The sequence below is a fragment of the Pseudorhodoferax soli genome (assembly GCF_003337555.1).
GTDB classification, from domain to species: domain Bacteria; phylum Pseudomonadota; class Gammaproteobacteria; order Burkholderiales; family Burkholderiaceae_C; genus Pseudorhodoferax; species Pseudorhodoferax soli.
The window spans coordinates 176428-197163 of record NZ_QPJK01000008.1; the positions used below are offsets into that span (position 1 = coordinate 176428).

Sequence of the window (20736 nt, forward strand, 5' to 3'; positions counted from 1 at the left end):
GCCGGCACGGCGCGGTGTGTGTGCCGCCGTTCGGTGCGCTCTGGGCTCTGCAATGGTGCGTCGTCGGCCTGGCGGCGCACCCGATCAAAGCATCTTTTATCAGGATGGTTTGTATCTCTACAAATCGTTTCTCGCGATGAGTGCTTCTCCCTAGCATCGCCGCCGAGTTCAACCCAGTGGAGATCCCAGATGCTCAGTACCCGATTCACGCAGCGCTTCGGCTTGAAGGTGCCAATCGCGCTCGCTCCCATGGACCCGGCTTCCGGCGGCCGGCTCGCTGCCGCCGTCTCCAACGCCGGCGGGCTGGGCCTGCTGGGCGGCGGCTACGGCAGCCACGACACCTTGCAAGCGGAGTTCGACCTGGCCGGCGATGCCGCCATCGGCTGCGGCTTCATCACCTGGTCCATGGGCCGCGATGTGTCGCTGCTCGAGCGGGCGCTGGCGCGCCGGCCGCGCGCGTTGATGCTCTCGTTCTCCGACCCGGCGCCCTACGCGCGGATGGTGACGGACGCCGGCGTGCCGCTGATCTGCCAGGTGCAGACGCTGGCGCATGTGCAGCGCGCGGTCGACTGCGGCGCCGCGGTGGTCGTCGCGCAGGGCACCGAGGCGGGCGGCCACGGTTTCGACCGCCAGGCCACGATGACCTTCACGCCCGAGGTGGCCGACCACCTGGCCGGCCATGCGCCCGGCACGCTGCTGCTCAGCGCGGGCGGCATTGCCGACGGCCGTGGCCTGGCCGCAGCCCTGATGCTGGGCGCCGACGGCGTGCTGATGGGCACGCGCTTCTGGGCCACGCAGGAAGCGCTGATCCACCCTGCAGCCAAGGCGCTGGTGGTCGGGGCGACGGGCGGGCAGACCGTGCGCACCTCGGTCTACGACATCGCGCGGGGCCGCCAGTGGCCGCCCGAATACACGGGCCGGCTGATGGTGAACGACTTCATCCGCCGCTGGCACGGCCGGGAGGAAGCGCTCAAGGCCGTGTGGCAGGACGAGAAGGTGCGGGTGGAGAGCGCCTGCGAGGCCGGCGACCACGACTGCGCCAACGTCACCGTGGGCCAGGCCATTGGCCTGGTGTCCGATGTGCCGCCCGCCGCGCTGGTGGTGCGGCGCGTGGCCGAGCAGGCCGCTGCGCTGCTGCGCGCGCGGGGCGCGTCTGCCTGCGCTGCCATGCCGCAGGCCACCGCCGCAACCGCCTGACGGAAGCCCTCATGCCATCCGCAACCCCATCCCATGCACAAGAGCGGGTCGGCCTGGGCCTGGTGCTCACGGCGCTCCAGCTGCTCGTGTACTTCGCGTTCGTCGCGGCCTGCTGCTTCGACCCCGGTTTCGCCAGCGGCGCGGCAACGCGCAGCGGCGTGCCGTATGCATTCCTGTCCGGCCTGGCCGTCATTGCCACGGGCGTGGTGCTGACCGTCGTCTATGTCGTGCTCACCAACCGCAAGGAAGCCTTGAAATGAAGAAGCTCTTGACCGTCCTCGCCGCCCTGGGCTGCACGGGCGCACTGGCACAGGGCGGCGGCGCGGCAGCGACCAGCCCGATCGCGCTGGCCCTGTTCGCCGGCGTGATCGGCATCACGCTGCTGATCACCTGGTGGGCCGCGCGGCGCACCGCCTCGACCAACGATTTCTACGCGGCCGGGGGCAACATCTCGGGTTTGCAGAACGGGCTGGCCATCACCGGCGACGCGCTGTCGGCGGGGGCGTTCCTGGGGCTGTCGGCGTTGGTGTTCGGCAGCGGCTTCGACGGGCTGTACTACGCCATCGGCTACACCACCGGGTTGCCGGTGGTGGTGTTCCTGATGGCGGGCAAGCTGCGCCAGCTGGGCAAGTACACCTTCACCGACGTGGTCTGCGCCAAGCTGGGCGGCAACGGCGTGCGCATCTTCTCGGCCTGCGCGTCGCTGACCATCGTGGCCTTCTACCTGGTCGCCCAGATGGTGGGCGCGGGGCAGCTGGTGCAGCTGCTGTTCGGCATCGAGTACAGCCTGGCCATCGTGCTGGTGGGCGTGCTCATGATCCTGTACGTGGCCTTCGGCGGCATGTTGGCCACCACCTGGGTGCAGATCGTCAAGGCCGTGCTCATGCTGTGCGTGGGCTGTGCGATTTCCATCATGGTGCTGGCGCGGTTCGACTACAGCTTTGCGGCGCTGCTGGCCAGCGCGGTGGCGTTGCACCCCAAGGGCCAAGCCATCCTGGGCACCGCGACCATGGCCCGCGACCCCTGGTCGGCGTTCTCGCTGGGCCTGGCGGTGATGTTCGGCACCGCCGGGCTGCCGCACGTGCTGATGCGCTTCTTCACGGTGCCCGATGCCAGGGCCGCGCGCACCTCGGTGCTGTGGGCGGCGGTGTGCATGAACGGCTTCTATGCGCTGATCTTCGTCATCGGCTTCGGCGCGCTGTCCCTGGTGCGCGCGGACAAGACCTACCTGGATGCCGCCGGTGCATTGGTCGGCGGCGGCAACACCGCGGCGCTGCACCTCTCGCGCATCCTGGGCGGCGACGTGATGTACGGCATCGTGGCGGCCGTGGCGTTCGCCACCATCCTGGCGGTCGTGGCCGGCCTCACCTTGTCGGGCGCGTCTGCGGTGAGCCACGACATCTATGGCGCGATCTTCAAGAGGCGCGCTGCCACCGAGCGCGAGGAGTTCCGCATCGTGCGCATCGCGACGGTGGTGCTCGGTGTCTTCGCCGTGGTGCTGGGCATCGCCTTCAAGGGCCAGAACGTGGCCTACATGATCAGCCTGGCGTTCTCGATCGCGTGCTCCTCCACCTTCCCGGTGCTGCTGCTGGCCATCTACTGGAAGAAGCTGACCGCGTTCGGCGCCGTGCTGGGCGGCGGTGCCGGCATCGTGGCCTCGCTGGTGCTCACCGTGCTGGGGCCGTCGGTGTGGGTCAAGGTGCTCGGGCATGCGGCGCCGGTGGTGCCGCTGGACCCGCCGGCGCTGGTCACCGTGCCGCTGGCCTTCGCGCTGTGCATCGTGGGCAGCTGGCTCAGCGCACCGGCGCGGTCGGCGCCCGGCGTGCTGTCTTCGGCCCGTCTCTAGCCGGGCGCGGCAGCGGCTCGCCGCAGCGCGAACGGCCCGTCGCCCGCGAGCTCCTCGCGCAGGAACTGCACGCAGGCCCGCACCTTGGCCGAATGGCTCAGCCGCACGGTGCTGGCGGCCCAGATGTCGGCCGGCTGCGTGCTGCCGGGCAGCACCGGCACCAGCCGGCCGGCGGCCAGGTCGTCGTGCAGGTCCCAGTCGGCCTGCAGCACGATGCCGTGGCCGTCGATGCCCCAGCCGCGCACGATCTCGGCGTTGTTGGACGCGAGCCGGCCGGTGACCTTGGCCTTCTCCTCGCCGGCCGGGCCGGCCAGGCGCCACACGCCGAAGGCCTGGTTGCGGTCGCGCAGCACCAGGCAGTCGTGCCGGCTGAGTTCGGCCACGCTGGCCGGGGCGCCGCGCCGCGCGAGGTAGCTCGGCGCCGCGCACAGCAGGCGCGCGCCCGCGGCCAGCTGGTGCGCCACCAGGTGCGGCTCGTCGACGGCGCCCACGCGCACATCCAGGTCCACGTTCTCGGCGATCAGGTCGACGCGGCGGTCCACCGCGTCCAGCGTGATGTCCAGCGCCGGGTGGCGCTGCGCGAACTGCGAGAGCAGGGGGCCGATGTGGCGCCGGCCGAGGCGAAAGCTCGTCGTCACGCGCAGCGTGCCGCGCGGGGCCAGCCGGCCGCCGGCCACGGTCTCGCCCAGGTGGTCCACGCCCTGGAAGATCTGCTGGGCCGCCGCGTAGACGCGCTCGCCGTCCTCGGTCACCGTCACGCGCCGCGCGGCGCGGTGGAACAGCGTCACGCCCAGTGCCTTCTCCAGCAGCGCGATGCGCTTGCTGACATAGGCGGGCGAGGTGCCGAGCTCGGTCGCGGTGGCGGCAAAGCTGGCCTTGCGCGCCGCGAGGCAGAACACGCGCAGGTCGTCGAGCTGGAAGTTGAGGTTCACGGTTCGTGAATCATAGAACCACATCTGGGTGCTTGTTGACGCGAAGTGTCGTCAGTAGAGTGCCGGCTTCCCGAGGAGCCATCCGCATGACCCGCCCGCTTTCGCTCGCCGCGCTCACGGTGCTCGAGCTGACCCCGCCCGCCATGGTGCGCTGCGCTGCCGAGGCCGGCTACAGCCACATCGGCATCCGCCTGATCCCCGCGACCGGCACCGACCCGCAGCACGACCTGGTGGGCGATACGCCGCTGCTGCGCGAGGTGGAGGCTGCGCTGGCCGACACCGGCGTGCAGGTGCTCGATGCGGAGATCTTTCGCCTGCTGCCGGGCCAGCGCGTGGCGGCGTACGAGGCCGCCGTCGCCACCGCGGCGCGGCTGGGCGCGCGCGAACTGCTGGTGGCCGGCAACGACCCCGACGACGCGCGCCAGCTTGACGCCTTTGCCGCGTTCTGCGCACTGGCCGGCCGTTACGGCCTGGGCGCGGTGCTGGAGTTCATGCCCTGGACGGACGCGAAAGACCTGGCCGCGGCCGCGCGCACCGTGGCGCAAAGCGGCTGCGCGAATGCGGGGGTGCTGATCGACCCCTTCCACTTCAGCCGCTCGCGCAGCCGTCTCGAGGACATCGCGCTGGTGCCGCCCGCACAGCTGCGCTACCTGCAGTTCTGCGACGTGCCGGCCGCGATCCCGTCGAGCATGGACGCGATCCTGGCCGAGGCGCGCGCCGAGCGGCTGTTCCCGGGCGAGGGCGAGCTGGACCTCGTGGCCCTGCTGCGCGCCGTGCCGGCCGGCATCCCGCTCAGCATCGAGGTGCCGAGGCAGACGCTGGCGCGCACCGTCGATGCGACCGAGCGCGCGCGCCGGGCGTTGGCCGCGACGCGGCGCGTGCTCGCGCAGGTGGGCGAATGAGCACCGCCGGGCCGCCCCAAGGTGCTCAGCACCGCAGCGCGCAGCGCGGAGGTCTTGCTGGACGGCGCATCGACTGCGACCTGCTGGTTGTCGGCTCGGGGGCTTCGGGGCTCTCCGCTGCCGTCACCGCGGCCTGGCATGGCCTGAAGGTCGTCGTGGTCGAGAAGGCCCCCGTGTTCGGCGGCGCCACGGCCTGGTCGGGCGGCTGGATGTGGGCGCCTGGCAACCCTTTGGCGAAGCGTGCCGGCATCCACGAGGACCCGCAGCAGCCGCGCACCTACCTGCGCAACGAACTGGGGCCGCACTACGACGCAGCACGCGTCGATGCCTTCCTGGACAACGCGCCGGCCATGGTGGCCTTCTTCGAGCAGCACACGGCCCTGCAGTTCGTGGACGGCAACGGCATCCCCGACATCCATGGGCAGGTGCCCGGCGCGGCCACGGGCGGCCACCAGCTCATCGCCGCGCCCTGCGACGCGCGCACCCTCGGCGCACTGAACAAGCAACTGCGCCCGACCATGCGCGAGACATCGTTCCTGGGCATGCCCATCATGGCGGGCGCCGACCTCGCGGCCTTCCTGAGCATGACGCGTTCGGCCAAGTCCTTCCTGCACGTGACGGGCCGCTTCCTGCGCCACCTGCGCGACCTCGCGCTGCACGGCCGTGCCATGCACCTGGTGAACGGCGTGGCGCTCGTCGGGCGGCTCGCCAAGTCGGCGCAGGATCTCCAGGTGCAGCTGATCGCCTCGGCGCCAGCCCGGAGGCTGTTGCTGGAGCAGGGGCGGGTGTGCGGCGCCGTCGTGGCCATGGACGGTGGCGAAACCGAGATCCGCGCCAGCCGCGGCGTGGTGCTGGCGGCCGGCGGCTTCCCGCACGACACGGCGCGGCGACAGGCGCTGTTCCCGCGCACGCCCACGGGCCACGAACACCTGGCGCTGCCGCCAGAGAGCTGTTCGGGCGACGGCATCCGCCTGGGCGAAGCGGCCGGCGGCGTGCTGGCCACCGGCCTGGCCTCGCCCGTGGCCTGGGCACCGGTCTCGCGCGTGCCGCATGCAGACGGCACGGTCGGCCACTTTCCGCACATCATCGACCGCGGCAAGCCCGGCGTGATCGGCGTGTTGTCCACCGGCCGGCGCTTCGTCAACGAGGCCGACGGCTACCACGACTACACGGCCGCCATGGTGGCCCAGGCGCCCGCGGGCGAGGAGGTGTGTTCCTGGCTGGTCTGCGACCACCGCTTCCAGCGCCTGTACGGCCTGGGCCATGCGCGGCCCTTCCCGCTGCCCGTGGGCCCGGCCGTGCGCAGCGGCTACCTGCAGCGCGGGGCCACCATCGAGGCCCTGGCCCGCGCCTGCGGCATCGCACCGGCGGCGCTGGCCGCGACGGTGCAGGAGTTCAACGACCATGCGCGGCGCGGCGAAGACCCGGCGTTCGGCCGCGGAAGCACGCCCTACAACCGCAAGATGGGCGATGCGCTGCACCGCGGCCCCAACCCCTGCGTGGCGCCCATCGAACAAGGGCCGTTCTACGCCGTGAAGGTGCTGCCCGGCAGCTTCGGCACCTTCGCCGGGCTGCGCACCGATGCCAGCGCGCGCGTGCTGGGTGCCGACGGTGCGGCCATCGCCGGCCTGTACGCGGTGGGCACCGACATGGCCAGCGTGCTGGGCGGCTGCTACCCCTCGGGCGGCATCAACCTGGGCCCGGCGATGACCTTCGGCTACATCGCCGGGCGCCACGCAGCCGGGGTCTAGCCGCCGCTCAGCGGCGCAGCCACCAGGCCAGGCCCGAGGCGGCGGCGGCCAGGGCCATCACCGCAGCCCAGCCGGCCTGCGCGAGCAGCACGGCGGCCAGGGCCGAGCCGGCGGCCATGCCGACGAACATGCCCGTCAGCAGCACCGCGTTGAGCCGGCTGCGCGCGGCCGGGTCGATGCCGTAGACGATGCTCTGGTGCGCCACCAGCGTGGCCTGCACCCCCAGGTCGAAGGCCACGGCGCCTAGGGCCAGCAGCACCAGCTGCGCGGCCACCGGCAGGGAGGCACCCAGGCCCATGACCACGAAGCTCACGGCGGCCAGCCCGGCGCCCAGGCGTGCCACACGGGCCGGGCCACTGCGGTCGGCCAGCCGGCCCGCGAGCGGAGCGGCCAGCGCACCGGCGGCCCCGGCCAGGCCGAAGGCGCCCGCCACGCTGGCGCCGATGTGGAAGGGCGCGGCCTGCAACATCACGGCCAGCGTGGACCAGAACGCGCTGAAGCCGACCGACAGCAGCGCCTGCGCGGCCGTGGCGCGGCGCAGCGCCGGGTGCGCCCGCCACAGCTGCGCCAGCGACGCCAGCAGCGCGCCATAGCCCAGCTGCGTGGTGGCCGCGAAGCGCGGCAGCATGCGCCAGGCCGCCAACCCCACGGCCGCCACGCCCACCGCGGCGCCCGCGTAGACCACGCGCCAGTTCCAGTGCTCGGCCACGAAGCCGCTGACCACGCGCGACAGCAGGATGCCCAGCAGCAGCCCCGTCATGACCGTGCCCACGGCCCTGCCGCGCTCGGCGGCCGGCGCCAGCGTGGCGGCGGCCGGCACGATGTCCTGGGCCAGGGTGGCGGCCAGGCCGATCGCCAGGCTGGTGGCCAGCAGCAGGTGCAGCGTGGGCGCGGCGGCCGTGGCCAGCAGCATGGCGGCCAGCACCGCGGCCTTGACGAGGATGATGGCGCGCCGGTCGAAGCGGTCGCCCAACGGCGCCAGCAGGGCGATGCCGGCCGCATAACCCAGCTGCGTGAGCGTGGGCACGGCGCCCACCGCGCCTGTGGTGGCCTGCAGGTCGGCCGCCATGCGGCCCAGCATGGGCTGGCTGTAGTAGAGCGCGGCCACGCCCATGCCGGCGCCCGTGGCCAGAAGGCCCAGCAGAGGCGCTGGCAACGGGGCCGGCTGGGCCGGCATCGCATCGGTTTTGATATTCATGGTTTGCATGATGCCTTCCTTCGGTGATTCAACAGAAAGGAGTGTCGGTCTGCGGCCCTCCTGTTGGAAGTACCGCAGCCCGCACAATTGCTATACGCTCAGCGCATGAATGATGCGACAACCAGCCCTGCGGCGGGCGACCGGCTGCTGCTCATGGAAACCTTCGTGCGCATCGTCGAGGCCGGCAGCCTGTCGGCCGCGGCGGCGCAGCTGCAGGCCACCCAGCCCACGGTGAGCCGGCGGCTGCAGCTGCTCGAACGTTCGTTGGGCGTGCGCCTGCTGCAGCGTTCCACGCATGCGATGCGGCTCACGGTGGATGGCGAGCGCTGCTTCGCCCGCGCCAAGGAGCTGCTGGCCAGCTGGGACGCGTTCGAGGCCGAACTGCGCGGCGCCCAGCAGGAGCCCGAGGGCCTGCTGCGCGTGGCCATGCCGCATGCCTTCGGCCAGGAGCGCTTCGTCGCGCCGCTGGCCGGCTTTCTGCGTGCGCACCCGCGCGTGTCCGTGGAATGGCTGCTGCGCGACGACGTGCGCGACTTCATCGCGACCGGCATCGATTGCGCCGTGCAGGTCGGTGAGCCGGCCGACCCCTCGGTGGTGGCGGTGCGCCTGTCGGAGGTGCCGCGCATCGTGGTCGGCGCGCCGCAGCTGCTGGGCGGCGCACCGCCACCGCAGGACGCACAGGCGCTGGCCGCGCTGCCCTGGCTGGCGCTGCAGACCTTCTACCGCCATGAACTTGCGCTGCGCCACCGCGCCAGCGGCCGGCTGGCGCGCATCGCGATGCAGCCGCGCATGAGCACCGACAGCCTGTACGCGCTGCGCAGCGCGGCCCTGCAGGGCCTGGGCGTGTGCGCGGGCTCCGCCTGGCTGCTGGAGGACGACATCGCCCAGGGCCGGCTGCTGCACCTGGCCCCACAGTGGGAGGCCGCGCCGCTGCCCGTCTACATCGTCTACCCGCAGGCGCGCTACTACCCCTCGCGGCTGCTGCGCTTCGTGGCGGCGATGCGGGCGGCGGTGCCGGGGCTGACGGGGGCCGAGGAGGGCGCAGGCGAGGAGGGCGGCGGCAGTCAGGCATGAGCGCCGACCAGCCGGTCGAGCGGGCTGCGCACGGCCATGCCGCCCATGCGCATCACGTGTGTGTAGACCATGGTGGTGGCCACATCGGCATGGCCCAGCAGCTCCTGCACGGTGCGGATGTCGCTGCCGGCCTGCAGCAGGTGCGTGGCGAAGCAATGGCGCAGCGTGTGCGGTGTGGCCGGCTTGGCGATGCCGGCCCGCTGCACGGCGCGCTTGAAGGCGCGCTGGAAGGTCTCGGCATAGAGGTGGTGGCGCCGGATGACGCCGCTGCGCGGATCGGTCGACAGGTGGTCTTGTGGAAACACCCAGAACCACGTCCAGCTGCTGCCGGCGCGCGGGTACTTGCGCTCCAGCGCGTGGGGTAGCTCGACACCGCCCTGGCCGGCTGCCACGTCGGCGCCCCAGATCAGCCGGCTGCCGCCCAGCTGCGCGCGCAGATCGGCCACGAGGCTGTCGGGCAGCATCACCACGCGGTCCTTGCCGCCCTTGCCCTCGCGCACGAACACGGCGCGCTGCGAGAAATCGAGGTCCTTCACACGCAGGCGCAAGCCTTCGTTGATGCGCAGGCCGGTGCCATACAGCAGCCTGGCCATCAGCGCGTGTTCGCCAGTCAGGTGGGCCAGCACGGCGGCCACCTCGTCTGCCGACAGCACCACTGGCAGGCGCCGCTTGGGCACAGGCCGGCCGATCTCGGCCATCCACGGCAGCTGCACCTCCAGCACCTTGCCGTACAGAAACAGCAAGGCGGACAGTGCCTGCCGGTGCGTGGACGGTGCCACGCCCCGATCGGAAGCCAGATGCGTCAGGAACGCCTCGACCTCCTCCTTGCCCATGTCGGACGGGTGACGCAGGGCGTGGAAGCGGATGAACGCGCGGCACCAGTGGACGTAGGCCCGCTCGGTCTGCAGGCTGTAGTGCATGAGACGAATGCGCTCGCGGAGCCGATCGAGCAGCCGGGGCGCTTGCAGGGGCGGAAGGGCAACGACGTTGTTCGCATGCAAACTGCGGCGATCGAATGCAATGGCGGAAGGGGACATCGGCAGTCCCTCATGGCAACATGGCGCGGCGGTCAAGCAAGTTTGTAACAGCCGAGAGGTTCGGCGGCAAATTTATCACTGGATGAAGATCCAGTAAATTGGATGAAAAGTGATGAAGATCAACGAGCTATTTGCGCATTCGGCGATCGAATCACACGACAAGGGTTGTGATAAATCGCGGTTGGGTGCGTGATACAACAAGTTAAAGGTGACGACGATGGAGCACGCATATAAAAAAAAGCATGTCCAAGTCTCGGTCGCTGCGGCCACAGGTTTTGGCATGCTATTTGGGTTCTGGCTCGGCAAGAGATCCGGTGATGCCGGCTTTATTGAAGCAACCGTTGTTTGGCTCAGCTTTTTCGTATTGTCAAGCTATGTATTCTCTCGGATAGACAAAAAGCACCTTCCCGAAGAGCAATGAAAGAGCCCGTTACCTTTAACACTTCGCTGCAGCTGACGGCTTCGCCGCCCGCTGAGCTTGAGCGTTAGAACTCAGCATGGAATCGCTGCAAATAGTTACTGCTGCTGACAAGCAAGATGTTGTGCTCATCCACAGATTTCTGTCGCAAGAGTCCGCATGGGCCAAAGGCATTCCTTTCGAGACTGTTCGCGAATCGGTTAGGAACTCCTTGAACTTCGGAGGCTTGATTGGTGCGTCTCAGATCGCCTACGCGCGAGTGGTATCCGACTACGCTACGTTCGCAGACCTCCTTGACGTCTTTGTTCTTCCAGAGCATCGCGACCGAGGCTACAGCGCACAACTCATGGCGGCGGTCATGGCACACCCCCGTCTGCAGGGCCTGCGTCGGTTCATGCTTCACACCAGTACGGCGCATCGGCTTTATGCCAAGTACGGCTTCACGCCGCCAGCACGCCCGGAGATCCTCATGGAGAGGTTTATTCCTAATGCTTACGGACATGGACTCTGACCTGTTGATGCAGTGGACGGCTTCGCCGCCCGCCGCCGATACGTGGGTCAGAAGGCCAAGGAATATTTAGCGCGTGCGCAGAATGTTGAGGAGATGCCATGGTTCTATCCAAGCCGACCTTTCTGCTAGCGCTCTGGGGCCTTTTGCTCAGTTGTGCGCTCGCGCAGCCCATCGATCAGCTACCCATGTACGGAGGGGCCGATCGAGCGGGTAATGCTCAGCTAAAGGCTGCAGACGATCGCCTGATCGCTGAGACCACCAAGCACTATGGCACCCGCGAGAAGGCCAGTGCAGCTTTTGTCAGCAACGGATTCGCGTACTACAACCGCGACGATCTCGTCGCGGCCATGCGGCGGTTCAATCAGGCTTGGCTTCTTGATCCGAACAATCCAGAGGCCTATTGGGGCTTTGGCGCGGTTCTGCACGACAAAGGCATGAACTGCGAGGCAATGGCCCAGTTTCAGAAAGCGCTGTCCTTTGGTCGTTACATCAAAGGCATGAACCCCGATGCCGCGCGCGTCATCACCCTGTGCGCCATCGGCGACAAAACATCAGATGAAGAGCGCAGCAAGCTCTTTGTTCAGGCCGACGCGTTGTACGCTGATGCTTTGGCCAAAGATCCGAACAAAGGCTATGTCTACGCCTCCCTGGCGACGGCGCACTATTGGAGAGGGCAGTATTCACAAGCATGGGCCGCTGTGAAACTCGCTCGTTCGAACGGAGCTGCTCTGCCGGAGGAGTTTCTGGCTCTTCTCAGAGCAAAGATGCCCGAGCCGTCATGACACGGGCCAACCCTTCGTTGCACGCGACGGCCCACAGCGGGCTCCGCCGCTTCCGTCCGTGGGTGAACTCAAGTGCCAGAGCGGCGCGGATTTCCAACGCAACTGCAAATGAAGTCTGAATCAGTAGGTTCTGCAGATGGAGATGAACGCATTGATTCGATTGGAGGCGATGCAAGATCATCTTACGAATTTTCCGCTTTGATCCGCAGAGGGCGAGAGATCGCAAGCTGCCGCCAGCACCGCCACTGAACTCGCTCACCCGCAGCGCCTCATTTAAATCCATCGCTACATGGCATTCAACCCGTCCAAGAAGAATATTCCCTTGTTGAAGCCCCGCACCTCCGAAGTGCTTCCTCAAAAGATTGCAACGCCCCCAGAAAAATCTATAGGCGAGAAAGGCCGAGAGGGGGAGCAGGCCCTGGCAGAATGGTTTTCCGACAATGGCTTGGCGTATGTGGCCGTCAGCCAGAACAAGGACACGTTTGCCAGGTTGTTCAGGCACGAGGTGAAGCGGCCGGATTTCCTCTTGCTGTTCGACTCGCTCGGCATGATTGCGGTAGATGCGAAGAACATCACGCCTTATCAGCCGAACAAAATTGTCTATTACACACTCCCGCTGGAAGAAGAGGTCAAAAAGGCAATAGCCTTCGAGCGCATATTCAGAATGCCCGTCTGGTATGCAGTCATGGAAAACGTCGGGCAGGAGGTGTGCTGGCATTGGATCAGTGCACTGAAGGCGGTCGAGGTCGGATTCGTCGAGACCAATGCCGAGAAGGGCGTGCAGTTTCTCAAGATCAAGCGGGATGATTTCGTCAGAATTTCCACGGGCGCCGACCTGGCGAAGCTCTACCTGCAGAGGCTTCCCGCTCTCAAGAATCTGTCCAGGTTGCCGCTTGGGGCTTGATTGCCAGTTGGAGGGGCTGGTTCGCCGTCGCCCGCGGCTCAGCTCTGCCGCCGACCGTCGTTCTACCATCCATCTCTTCCCCAACCACTGTTACTCCCCATGCTCAACCACGTGATGCTCGGATCCAATGACATCGACCGCTCCAAGCGCTTCTACGACGCCCTGCTCGCCGTGCTCGGCGCGGGCGAGGGCGTCCGCAACGTCGCCTCTTCTGGCCATGTGCGGCTGTTCTACCGCCACGACGGCAGCTCCTTCTGCCTGAGCCAACCGATCGACGGCGAAGCGGCCACCTGTTCCAACGGCGGGACCATCGGCTTCAAGTGCAACTCGCCCGAGCAGGTGAAGCAGTTCCACGATGTCGCGGTGGCGCACGGCGGGCGCTCGATCGAAGACCCACCCGGCCTGCGCGAGAGCGGCATGGGCGCCCTGCACCTGGCGTATGTGCGCGATCCGGACGGCCACAAGCTCTGCGCGATCCACCGGGTCAAGTAGGGGCCGCCGCGCAAGCCACCATGGCCATCGAACTGCCCAAGGACACCCGCAAGGAGGCCATCGCCTCCATCGAGCGCTACTTCCGCGAACACATGGACGAGCCCATCGGCAACATCGCCGCGGGCGGCCTGCTGGGCTTCTTCCTCGAGGAGATCGGCCCGGTGGTCTACAACCAGGCCGTGGCCGATGTGCAGGAACGGTTGCAGGCCCGCGTGGCCGAGCTCGACCTGGAGGTGCACGAAGACCCCTTCCAGTACTGGCGCAAGTTCGAGCGCCAGGCCAAGCCGCGCAAGTGAGCGCTGTCCCAGCAAGGAGGGCCCCATGCAGCTGCTCGTGAACATCGATGTCGACGACCTGGCCCGCGCCACCGACTTCTACTGCGCCGCCTTCGCGCTGCGCACCGGCCGGCGCTTCGGCACGGGCGGCGTCGAGCTGCTGGGCGGCACCGCGCCGCTCTACCTGCTGGTCAAGCCGGCCGGCAGCCCGGCGTTCCCCGGCGCGACGCAGGTGCGCGACTACGCGCGGCACTGGACGCCGGTGCACTTCGACATCGTGGTGGACGATGTCGATGCCGCGGTGGGGCGCGCAGTGGCTGCCGGCGCCACGCTGGAGCAAGCGGCCCGCAGCGCCAACTGGGGCCGCATCGCGCTGCTGGCCGATCCCTTCGGCAACGGCTTTTGCCTGCTGCAGTTCCTGGGCCGCGGCTACGACGAGATCGCCACGCCGGCCTGATGGCGGCGGGCCGCTGCGGCCAGGGCTTGGCGTAGAGTGCCGCGCATGCCAGAGAACCGACCCAACCTGATCTTCATCCTCGCCGACGACCTGGGCTATGCCGACCTGGGCTGCACCGGCGCGCGCGACGCCGCCAACCTGCCAGTCGACGTCTCCCCGCGGCTCGACCACATGGCCGCCGAGGGCCTGCGCTTCACGCGCGGCTATGCCAACTCGGCCGTCTGCTCGCCCACGCGCTTCGCGCTGGTCAGCGGCCGCTACCAGTACCGCCTGCGCGGCGCGGCCGAAGAGCCGCTGGCCGCGGCCCATGGCGACAAGGTGCTGGGCCTGCCGCCCGCGCACCCCACGCTGCCTTCGCTGCTGAAGGGCGCCGGCTATGCCACGGCGCTGGTCGGCAAGTGGCACCTGGGCTATCCGCCGCACTTCGGCCCGCGCCTGTCGGGCTACGCCGAGTTCTGGGGCTTCCACGCTGGTGGGGCCGACTACTTCTCGCACCTGGACCCGCGCGGCAACCACGACCTGTGGGAGAACGAGACCGAGATCCACCGCGATGGCTACCTCACCGACCTGCTCAGCGCGCGCGCTGTTGAGTTCATCGAACGCCAGAGCGCCGAGCGGCCCTTCCTGCTGAGCCTGCACTACAGCGCGCCGCACTGGCCCTGGCTCACGCGCGAGGACGCGGCCGAGTCCGCACGCATCGGCGCCGGCCTCAAGCACCTGGACGGCGGCAGCCTGGCCACCTACCAGAAGATGGTCACGCAGATGGACGAGGGCATCGGCCAGGTGCTGGACGCGCTGGCCCGGCGCGGCCTGGCCGAGAACACGCTGGTGGTGTTCACCAGCGACAACGGCGGCGAGCGCTTCTCCAACAACTGGCCGTTTGTGGGCGGCAAGATGGATTTGCTCGAAGGTGGTCTGCGCGTGCCGCTGCTGGCGCGCTGGCCTGCGCGCATCGCGGCCGGCGGCGTCAGCGCGCGGCCCAATATGACCATGGACTGGACGGCTACCTTCCTCGATGCAGCCGGCGTCGCACCGCACCCGGACTACCCGCTGGACGGCCAGAGCCTGCTGCCGCACTTCGCCGACCCGGCCGCGCCGGACCCCGAACGCGACCTGTTCTGGCGCATGAAGCACCGCGGCCAGCGCGCGCTGCTGCGCGGCCACTGGAAGTACTTGCGCCAGGACGGCACGGAGTTCCTGTTCGACGTGGTGGCCGACCCGCGCGAGCGCGCCAACCAGGCCGCCCGCCAACCCGCCCGCCTGGCCGAGCTGCGCGCGGCCTGGGAGGCACTGGATGCGCAGATGCCGCCCATCCCCGAAGAAGCCCGCGTGTCGCTGGTGTTCGGCCCGAAGGACTTGCCGCAGGCCACCTTCTGAGCGTGGCCGCGCCGCCGCTTCAGCCGGCGGCGCTGGTGGCCTGCGCCTGCAGGTGCGCCAGCAGCAGCCGTGCGGAGGGCGACAGCAGCTCCTCGTCGCGAAAGCAGATCGCGAAATGCCGGGTGGCCCAGGCGTCGGTGAGCTCCACCACGCGCAGGCCCTTGTCCGCAGCCGAGAGCTGCACCACCTCGCGCGGCACCACGGCGATGCCCAGGCCCGCGTGCACGCAGCGCAGGCTGGCCTCGAAGGTGGAGACCACGGTGCGGTAGTTCAGCGGCTGCCCGGCGATGGCGGCCGCCCGCGCCAGCATGCCGTACACCGCGGTGGAGGCGGGCAGGGCCACGTGCTCGTGCCCCAGGCTGTCGGCAAAGCTGCAGCGCGCCTGTTGTGCGGCGGGGTGGCGGGGGTGGGCCACCAGCACCAGCCGGTCGCTGCGGTAGCGGCGCACCTGCAGGCCTTCCATGTCGGCCGCGTCCCAGCACACGCCCAGCGGCGCCAGTCCCTCGCGCACGGCACCCACGATGGCGCTGGAAACCTGCTCCTCCAGGTCCACGCGGATCTCGGCATGCGCCGGGTCCTGCAGGAAGCTGGCGATGTCGTCGGGCAGCTGCTCGGCAACGGACGACATCGAGGCCAGCACACGCACCTGGCCCTTGATGCCGTGCCGGTAGGCGGCCATGTCCCGCGCGGCGCGGTCGGCGCTGGCCAGCATGGCGCGGGCATGCTCGAGCAGGATCTCGCCGGCGGCCGTGGGCACCACGCCGCGGCGGCGGCGCTCGAACAGCGGCGCGTTGACGGTCTGCTCCAGCTGCGCCAGCCGCTTGCTGATGGCCGAGGCGCCGATGTGCTGCTGCTCGCCGGCCCGCGCGATGTTGCGCAGCTCGCAGGTGGCGACGAACAGGCGCAGCGTGGTGAGGTCGAGGTCGTGCATGGAGACGTTCCGAAATGGCAGGTCAGGTCCGAAAGAATATCGCTTCTTGATCTGGATCGGCATGCCTAAAGTGCAGCCCAACCCCCATCGGAGACACACCGTGACCCAACCCCGCCGCGCCGTGGTGCGCGAAGTCGGCCTGCGCGACGGCCTGCAGAGCATCCAGGCCGTGCTGCCCACGGCGCGAAAGAAGGAATGGATCCGCGGCGCGCACGCCGCCGGACAGCGCGAGATCGAGGTCGGCTCCTTCGTGCCAGCACGGCTGCTGCCGCAGCTGGCGGACACGGCCGAGCTGGTGGCCTATGCCAAGGCGCTGCCCGGCCTTGTTGTCTCGGTGCTGGTGCCCAACCTGCGCGGTGCCGAGAGCGCCATCGCTGCCGATGCCGACGTGATGCTGGTGCCGCTGTCGGCCAGCCACGCGCACAGCCTGGCCAACCTGCGCAAGACGCCCGACGACGTGGTGGCCGAGGTGGCGAGGATGCGCGCCGCGCGCGATGCCGCCGGTTCCAAGACGCTGATCGAGGGCGGCATCGGCACGGCCTTCGGCTGCACGCTGCAGGGCCATGTGGCGCCGGCCGAGGTGCTGCGCTGCATGCAGGCGCTGCTGGACGCCGGCGCCGACCGCGTCAGCATCGCCGACACCGTGGGCTACGCCAACCCCGGCGCCGTGGCCACCCTGTTCGGGCAGGCCCGCGCCATCGCTGGCGAGCGCCTGTGCTGCGGCCACTTCCACGACACGCGCGGCCTGGCGCTGGCCAATGTCTACGCCGCGCTGCAGACTGGCGTGGACCGCTTCGACGCCACGCTGGCCGGCATCGGCGGTTGCCCGCACGCGCCCGGCGCCAGCGGCAATGCCGCCAGCGAAGACCTGGCCTTCATGCTGCAGGACATGGGCATCGATACCGGCATCGACCTGCACAAGCTGCTTGCCTTGCGCCACCAGGTCGCGGCCTGGCTGGAGGGCGAGGTGCTGCACGGCACGCTGTGGCGCGCCGGCCTGCCCAAGACCTTCGACGCCACCCGCATCGCCGCCTGACACTTCGGAGCTACACATGGAACACGCAGCGCAACTGCCCCTGGCGGGCATCCGCGTCCTCGAATTCACCCACATGGTCATGGGGCCGACCTGCGGCATGGTCCTCGCGGACCTGGGTGCCGAGGTCATCAAGGTCGAGCCGCCGGGCGGTGACAAAACGCGCAAGCTGCCGGGCCTGGGCATCGGTTTCTTCCGCAGCTTCAACCGCAACAAGAAGAGCATCGTGCTGGATATCACCAGCGAAGAGGGCCGTGCCACGGCCGCCGAGCTGGCGGGCCAGTGCGATGTGGTGCTGGAGAACTTCCGCCCCGGCCTCATGCAGACGCTGGGCCTGGACCACGCGACGCTGTCGGCGCGCTTTCCCCGGCTGATCTATGTCACGCACAAGGGCTTCCTGCCCGGCCCCTACGAGAACCGCCTCGCGCTCGACGAGGTGGTGCAGATGATGGGCGGCCTGTCGTACATGACCGGGCCCGTCGGCCGGCCGCTGCGGGCGGGCACCTCGGTCAACGACATCATGGGCGGCATGTTCGGCGCCATCGGCGTGCTGGCCGCGCTGCGCGAGCGCGAGCGCACCGGCCGCGGCCAGGAGGTGCAGAGCGCGCTGTTCGAGAACTGCGTGTTCCTCTCGTCCCAGCACATGCAGCAGTACCTGATGACAGGCGAGCCGCCGCCGCCCATGCCGTCCCGCGTGTCGGCCTGGAGCGTGTACGACGTGTTCACGCTGGCCGAAGGCGAACAGCTCTTCATCGGCGCCGTCAGCGACAAGCAGTTCGTCACGCTGTGCAAGGTGCTGGGACGCGAAGACCTGCTGCAGTACCCCGGCTTCGAAGACAACGCCGCGCGCGTGGCCGTGCGCCCGCAGCTGCTGGCCGTGCTGGGCGAGATCCTCGCGCACCACCGGGTCGCGGACCTCGCGCCGCGGCTCGAGGCGGCGGGCATCCCCTATGCGCCCATCGTGCGGCCCGAGCAGCTCTGCGCCGACCCGCACCTGCGGCAGAGCGGCGGCCTAGTGCCCATGGCCACCGACGACGGCGGCACGACCGACGTGGTGCTGCTGCCGCTGACCCTGGGCGGGCGCCGCCCCGGTGTGCGCATGCCGCTGGCCCGGGTGGGCGAGCACACCGACGAGATCCTGGGCGCGCTGCGGCCGGTGCCCGCACACTGAACACACACCATGCACAACGGAGACAAGACCATGCCCACCCAGAACCTGACCCGCCGCGGCCTGCTGGCCGCCTGTGCCACGCTGGCCCTGCCGGCCCTCGCCCAGGGCGACAAACCCGTGCGGCTGATCCTGCCCATCAGCGCCGGCTCGGGCGTGGACGTGATCGCGCGCGCCGCCTCGGTCGCCGTCGGCAAGGCGCTGGGTGCGCCGCTGGTGGTGGAGAACCTGCCGGGGGCCGGCGGCATCACGGGTGCCGCGGCCGTGGCCAAGGCCGCCCCCGACGGGCTGACGCTGGGGCTGGTCTCCAACAACCACGTGATCAATCCGGCGGTCTACAAGAAGATGCCCTTCGATGCGATCGGCGACTTCACGCCCATCACCGTGCTCGGCGCCACGCCGCTGGTGCTGGTGGCGGGCAAGGGCGTGGCGGCCGGCAACGTGCGGGAGCTGGTGGCCCTGGTGAAGGCGCGGCCGGACGATTTCAACTATGCCTCGTCGGGCAACGGCACCATCATCCACCTGGCCGGCGAGATGTTCCTGGAACAGGCCGGCATCCGGGCGCGCCACATTCCCTACAAGGGCACCGGGCCCATGGTCAATGACCTGCTGGGCGGCCAGGTGCAGTTCGGCGTGGTGGCGCTGCCGGCGATCCAGGCCCACATCAAGAGCGGCGCCGTGAAGGCCATCGGCCTGTGCGGCGCGCAGCGCTCGCCGGCCGCCCCCGAGATCCCGACCATCGCCGAGCAGGGCCTGCCCGACTACGACGTGGAGGGCTGGGTTGCTGTCGTCGGCCCCGCGAAGCTGCCGGCGGCCGAGGTGCGGCGCGTGCACGATGCGTTCGTCAGGGGCTTCGAGAGCCCCGAGGTGGTCGAGGCCATGGCCCGGCAGGGCAACGTGATCCGGCCGACTTCGCCTGAAGACGCCGCGAAGTTCTTCCGCAGCGAGGCGGCGCGCTACGCGACGCTGGCCAGGAAGGCCAACGTGGTGCTGGATTGACGCGCGCGCAGCGCCGCCGGGCTCAGGCCCGCGCCGCCTTCAGCACGTCGGCGATCTGGAAGGCCAGCTCCAGGCTCTGGGAGCCGTTCAGCCGCGGGTCGCAGGCGCTGCGGTAGCGGCTGGCCAGGCCTTCGTCGCTCAGCGCCTGGGCGCCACCGCGGCACTCGGTCACGTCCTGGCCCGTCATCTCGAAGTGCAGGCCGCCGGCGTAGGTGCCTTCCTGTGCGTGCGCAGAGAAGAAGCCGCGCATCTCCCCGAGGATGCGCTCGAAGTCGCGCGTCTTGTAGCCGTTGGAGGCCGTCACGGTGTTGCCGTGCATGGGGTCGCAGCACCACACCGGCGTGCGGCCGGCGCGGCGCACGGCGCGCAGCAGCGGCGGCAGGCGTTCGGCCACCTTGTCGCTGCCCATGCGGCTGATCAACACGCTGCGCCCGGGCTGGTTGTCCGGGTCCAGCCGGTCGAGCAGGCGCAGCACGTCGTCGGCCGCCGCGTTGGGGCCGAGCTTGACACCCACCGGGTTGTCGATGCCGCGCAGGTACTCGATGTGCGCGCCCTCGAGCTGGCGCGTGCGCTCGCCCAGCCACAGCATGTGGGCCGAGCCGCCGTACCAGCGGCCGCTGCGCGCGTCGTGCCGCGTGAGGGCCTGTTCGTAGTGCAGGTGCAGCGCTTCGTGCGAGGTGTAGAACTCCACCGCGTGCAGCTGCGGCGTGCGTGCCGCGTCGAAGCCGCAGGCCTCCATGAAGCCCAGCGATTCGGTGATGCGGTCGGCCAGCTCGGCGAAGCGCGCGCCCTGCGGGCTGGTGCGCACGAAGTCGGCCGTCCAGCGGTGCACCTCGTGCAGGTCGGCGAAGCCGCCCTGGGCCAGTGCGCGGAGCTGGTTCAGCGTGGTGGTGGAGTGGGCATAGGCCGTCAGCAGCCGGGCCGGATCGGGCAGGCGTGCGGCGGCGCTGAAGGCGCTGCCGTTGACGATGTCGCCGCGGTACGAGGGCAGGGTGGTGCCGTCCACGGTCTCGCTGTCCGAGGAGCGCGGCTTGGCGAACTGCCCGGCGATGCGGCCCAGCTTGACCACCGGGCAGGCGGCGGCATAGGTGAGCACCACGGCCATCTGCAGGATCACGCGGAAGGTGGATTCCACGGCGTCCTGGCCGACCTCGTCGAAGCTCTCGGCGCAGTCGCCGCCCTGCAGCAGGAAGGCCTCGCCGCGCGCGACGGCGCCCAGCCGCGTGCGCAGTTGCGCGATCTCGCCCGGGAAGATCAGCGCCGGCAGCGTGGCCAGGCGCTGCTCGGCGGCGCGCAGGGCCCCGTCGTCGGCATAGGCCGGCAGTTGCAGGGCCGGGCGCGCGCGCCAGGAGGAAGGGGTCCAGTTGCCGAGGTCTTGCATGCCGCGAGCTTATGCGCTTTGCCCAGGCAACCCCGCGGCAACGCCGCGGCGAGCGACACTGCGCCCCAGGC

Annotated in this window: 22 protein-coding genes; 17 read left to right on the top strand and 5 right to left on the bottom strand. The window is 69.7% G+C overall.

What is annotated here, in order from left to right; all coding sequences use genetic code 11:
• The first annotated feature begins 189 nt into the window (after positions 1 to 189).
• From DES41_RS26165 to DES41_RS26175, 3 genes are read left to right on the top strand one after another with little or no spacing between them, the layout of a single operon-like run.
• A complete protein-coding gene (locus DES41_RS26165; protein WP_114470554.1) occupies positions 190 to 1197 on the top strand; it encodes an NAD(P)H-dependent flavin oxidoreductase in 1008 nt (335 codons plus the stop codon).
• Between the two features lie 11 nt (positions 1198 to 1208).
• Complete coding sequence (locus DES41_RS26170; protein WP_114470555.1) at positions 1209 to 1457, top strand: DUF485 domain-containing protein; 249 nt, start codon at positions 1209 to 1211, stop codon at positions 1455 to 1457.
• Entirely contained in the window at positions 1454 to 3043 is a 1590-nt protein-coding gene (locus tag DES41_RS26175; protein ID WP_114470556.1) for a sodium:solute symporter family transporter, read from the top strand. Before DES41_RS26170 ends, DES41_RS26175 begins: the two co-directional genes overlap by 4 nt.
• On the opposite strand, the gene DES41_RS26180 is transcribed toward DES41_RS26175, so the two are convergent.
• Positions 3040 to 3975, bottom strand: a complete 936-nt coding sequence (locus DES41_RS26180) for a LysR family transcriptional regulator (protein ID WP_342769688.1) — start codon at positions 3973 to 3975, stop codon at positions 3040 to 3042. The two genes, DES41_RS26175 and DES41_RS26180, sit on opposite strands and share 4 nt — an antisense overlap.
• 86 nt (positions 3976 to 4061) lie before the next feature.
• Between DES41_RS26180 and DES41_RS26185 the strand changes: the two genes are divergently transcribed.
• Both DES41_RS26185 and DES41_RS26190 read left to right on the top strand, forming a co-directional pair.
• Positions 4062 to 4877: a sugar phosphate isomerase/epimerase family protein gene (locus tag DES41_RS26185; protein WP_114470558.1), complete on the top strand. Its 816-nt coding sequence runs from the start codon at positions 4062 to 4064 to the stop codon at positions 4875 to 4877.
• Complete coding sequence (locus DES41_RS26190) at positions 4874 to 6628, top strand: FAD-dependent oxidoreductase (RefSeq protein WP_114470559.1); 1755 nt, start codon at positions 4874 to 4876, stop codon at positions 6626 to 6628. The genes DES41_RS26185 and DES41_RS26190 overlap by 4 nt, the downstream gene beginning before the upstream one ends.
• A gap of 7 nt (positions 6629 to 6635) precedes the next feature.
• On the opposite strand, the gene DES41_RS26195 is transcribed toward DES41_RS26190, so the two are convergent.
• Positions 6636 to 7835 carry an MFS transporter gene (locus DES41_RS26195; protein WP_114470560.1) on the bottom strand — a complete coding sequence of 400 codons (1200 nt, stop codon included), beginning with the start codon at positions 7833 to 7835 and terminating at the stop codon, positions 6636 to 6638.
• 96 nt (positions 7836 to 7931) lie between these two features.
• On the opposite strand from DES41_RS26195, the gene DES41_RS26200 reads away from it, so the two are divergent.
• A complete protein-coding gene (locus DES41_RS26200) occupies positions 7932 to 8900 on the top strand; it encodes a LysR family transcriptional regulator (RefSeq protein WP_114470561.1) in 969 nt (322 codons plus the stop codon).
• Here the strand turns inward: DES41_RS26200 and DES41_RS26205 are convergent.
• The gene (locus tag DES41_RS26205) at positions 8891 to 9937 is read right to left on the bottom strand and encodes an integron integrase (protein ID WP_114470562.1); all 1047 of its coding nucleotides are present in this window, start codon (positions 9935 to 9937) and stop codon (positions 8891 to 8893) included. The two genes, DES41_RS26200 and DES41_RS26205, sit on opposite strands and share 10 nt — an antisense overlap.
• 217 nt (positions 9938 to 10154) lie before the next feature.
• On the opposite strand from DES41_RS26205, the gene DES41_RS37985 reads away from it, so the two are divergent.
• The 8 genes from DES41_RS37985 to DES41_RS26240 all read left to right on the top strand — a co-directional run bounded on the left by DES41_RS37985 (position 10155) and on the right by DES41_RS26240 (position 15153).
• Positions 10155 to 10358, top strand: coding sequence for a hypothetical protein (locus tag DES41_RS37985; RefSeq protein WP_147282961.1), 204 nt, complete (start codon positions 10155 to 10157; stop codon positions 10356 to 10358).
• A 76-nt stretch (positions 10359 to 10434) separates the two neighbouring features.
• On the top strand, positions 10435 to 10866 hold the full coding sequence (locus tag DES41_RS26210) for a GNAT family N-acetyltransferase (RefSeq protein WP_114470564.1): 432 nt from the start codon (positions 10435 to 10437) through the stop codon (positions 10864 to 10866).
• Between the two features lie 98 nt (positions 10867 to 10964).
• Positions 10965 to 11648 (top strand): tetratricopeptide repeat protein, encoded by a 684-nt coding sequence (locus DES41_RS26215; RefSeq protein ID WP_245965875.1) that lies wholly within the window; start codon positions 10965 to 10967, stop codon positions 11646 to 11648.
• Positions 11649 to 11937: 289 nt separating this feature from the next.
• A complete protein-coding gene (locus tag DES41_RS26220; protein WP_211333080.1) occupies positions 11938 to 12552 on the top strand; it encodes a hypothetical protein in 615 nt (204 codons plus the stop codon).
• A gap of 99 nt (positions 12553 to 12651) precedes the next feature.
• Positions 12652 to 13044: a VOC family protein gene (locus tag DES41_RS26225; RefSeq protein WP_114470565.1), complete on the top strand. Its 393-nt coding sequence runs from the start codon at positions 12652 to 12654 to the stop codon at positions 13042 to 13044.
• 20 nt (positions 13045 to 13064) lie between these two features.
• Positions 13065 to 13340, top strand: a complete 276-nt coding sequence (locus DES41_RS26230) for a DUF2164 domain-containing protein (RefSeq protein ID WP_114470566.1) — start codon at positions 13065 to 13067, stop codon at positions 13338 to 13340.
• A 25-nt stretch (positions 13341 to 13365) separates the two neighbouring features.
• Entirely contained in the window at positions 13366 to 13776 is a 411-nt protein-coding gene (locus DES41_RS26235; protein ID WP_114470567.1) for a VOC family protein, read from the top strand.
• A 45-nt stretch (positions 13777 to 13821) separates the two neighbouring features.
• On the top strand, positions 13822 to 15153 hold the full coding sequence (locus DES41_RS26240) for a sulfatase family protein (protein ID WP_114470569.1): 1332 nt from the start codon (positions 13822 to 13824) through the stop codon (positions 15151 to 15153).
• Positions 15154 to 15172: 19 nt separating this feature from the next.
• On the opposite strand, the gene DES41_RS26245 is transcribed toward DES41_RS26240, so the two are convergent.
• Entirely contained in the window at positions 15173 to 16084 is a 912-nt protein-coding gene (locus DES41_RS26245) for a LysR family transcriptional regulator (RefSeq protein WP_114470570.1), read from the bottom strand.
• 61 nt (positions 16085 to 16145) lie between these two features.
• Between DES41_RS26245 and DES41_RS26250 the strand changes: the two genes are divergently transcribed.
• From DES41_RS26250 to DES41_RS26260, 3 genes are read left to right on the top strand one after another with little or no spacing between them, the layout of a single operon-like run.
• On the top strand, positions 16146 to 17120 hold the full coding sequence (locus DES41_RS26250; protein ID WP_114470781.1) for a hydroxymethylglutaryl-CoA lyase: 975 nt from the start codon (positions 16146 to 16148) through the stop codon (positions 17118 to 17120).
• A 16-nt stretch (positions 17121 to 17136) separates the two neighbouring features.
• Positions 17137 to 18288: a CaiB/BaiF CoA transferase family protein gene (locus DES41_RS26255; protein WP_114470571.1), complete on the top strand. Its 1152-nt coding sequence runs from the start codon at positions 17137 to 17139 to the stop codon at positions 18286 to 18288.
• Positions 18289 to 18318: 30 nt separating this feature from the next.
• Complete coding sequence (locus DES41_RS26260) at positions 18319 to 19284, top strand: tripartite tricarboxylate transporter substrate-binding protein (RefSeq protein ID WP_114470782.1); 966 nt, start codon at positions 18319 to 18321, stop codon at positions 19282 to 19284.
• Between the two features lie 22 nt (positions 19285 to 19306).
• Here the strand turns inward: DES41_RS26260 and DES41_RS26265 are convergent, their stop codons facing one another.
• Positions 19307 to 20665 (bottom strand): class II 3-deoxy-7-phosphoheptulonate synthase, encoded by a 1359-nt coding sequence (locus DES41_RS26265; protein WP_114470572.1) that lies wholly within the window; start codon positions 20663 to 20665, stop codon positions 19307 to 19309.
• Between the last annotated feature and the right edge of the window lie 71 nt (positions 20666 to 20736).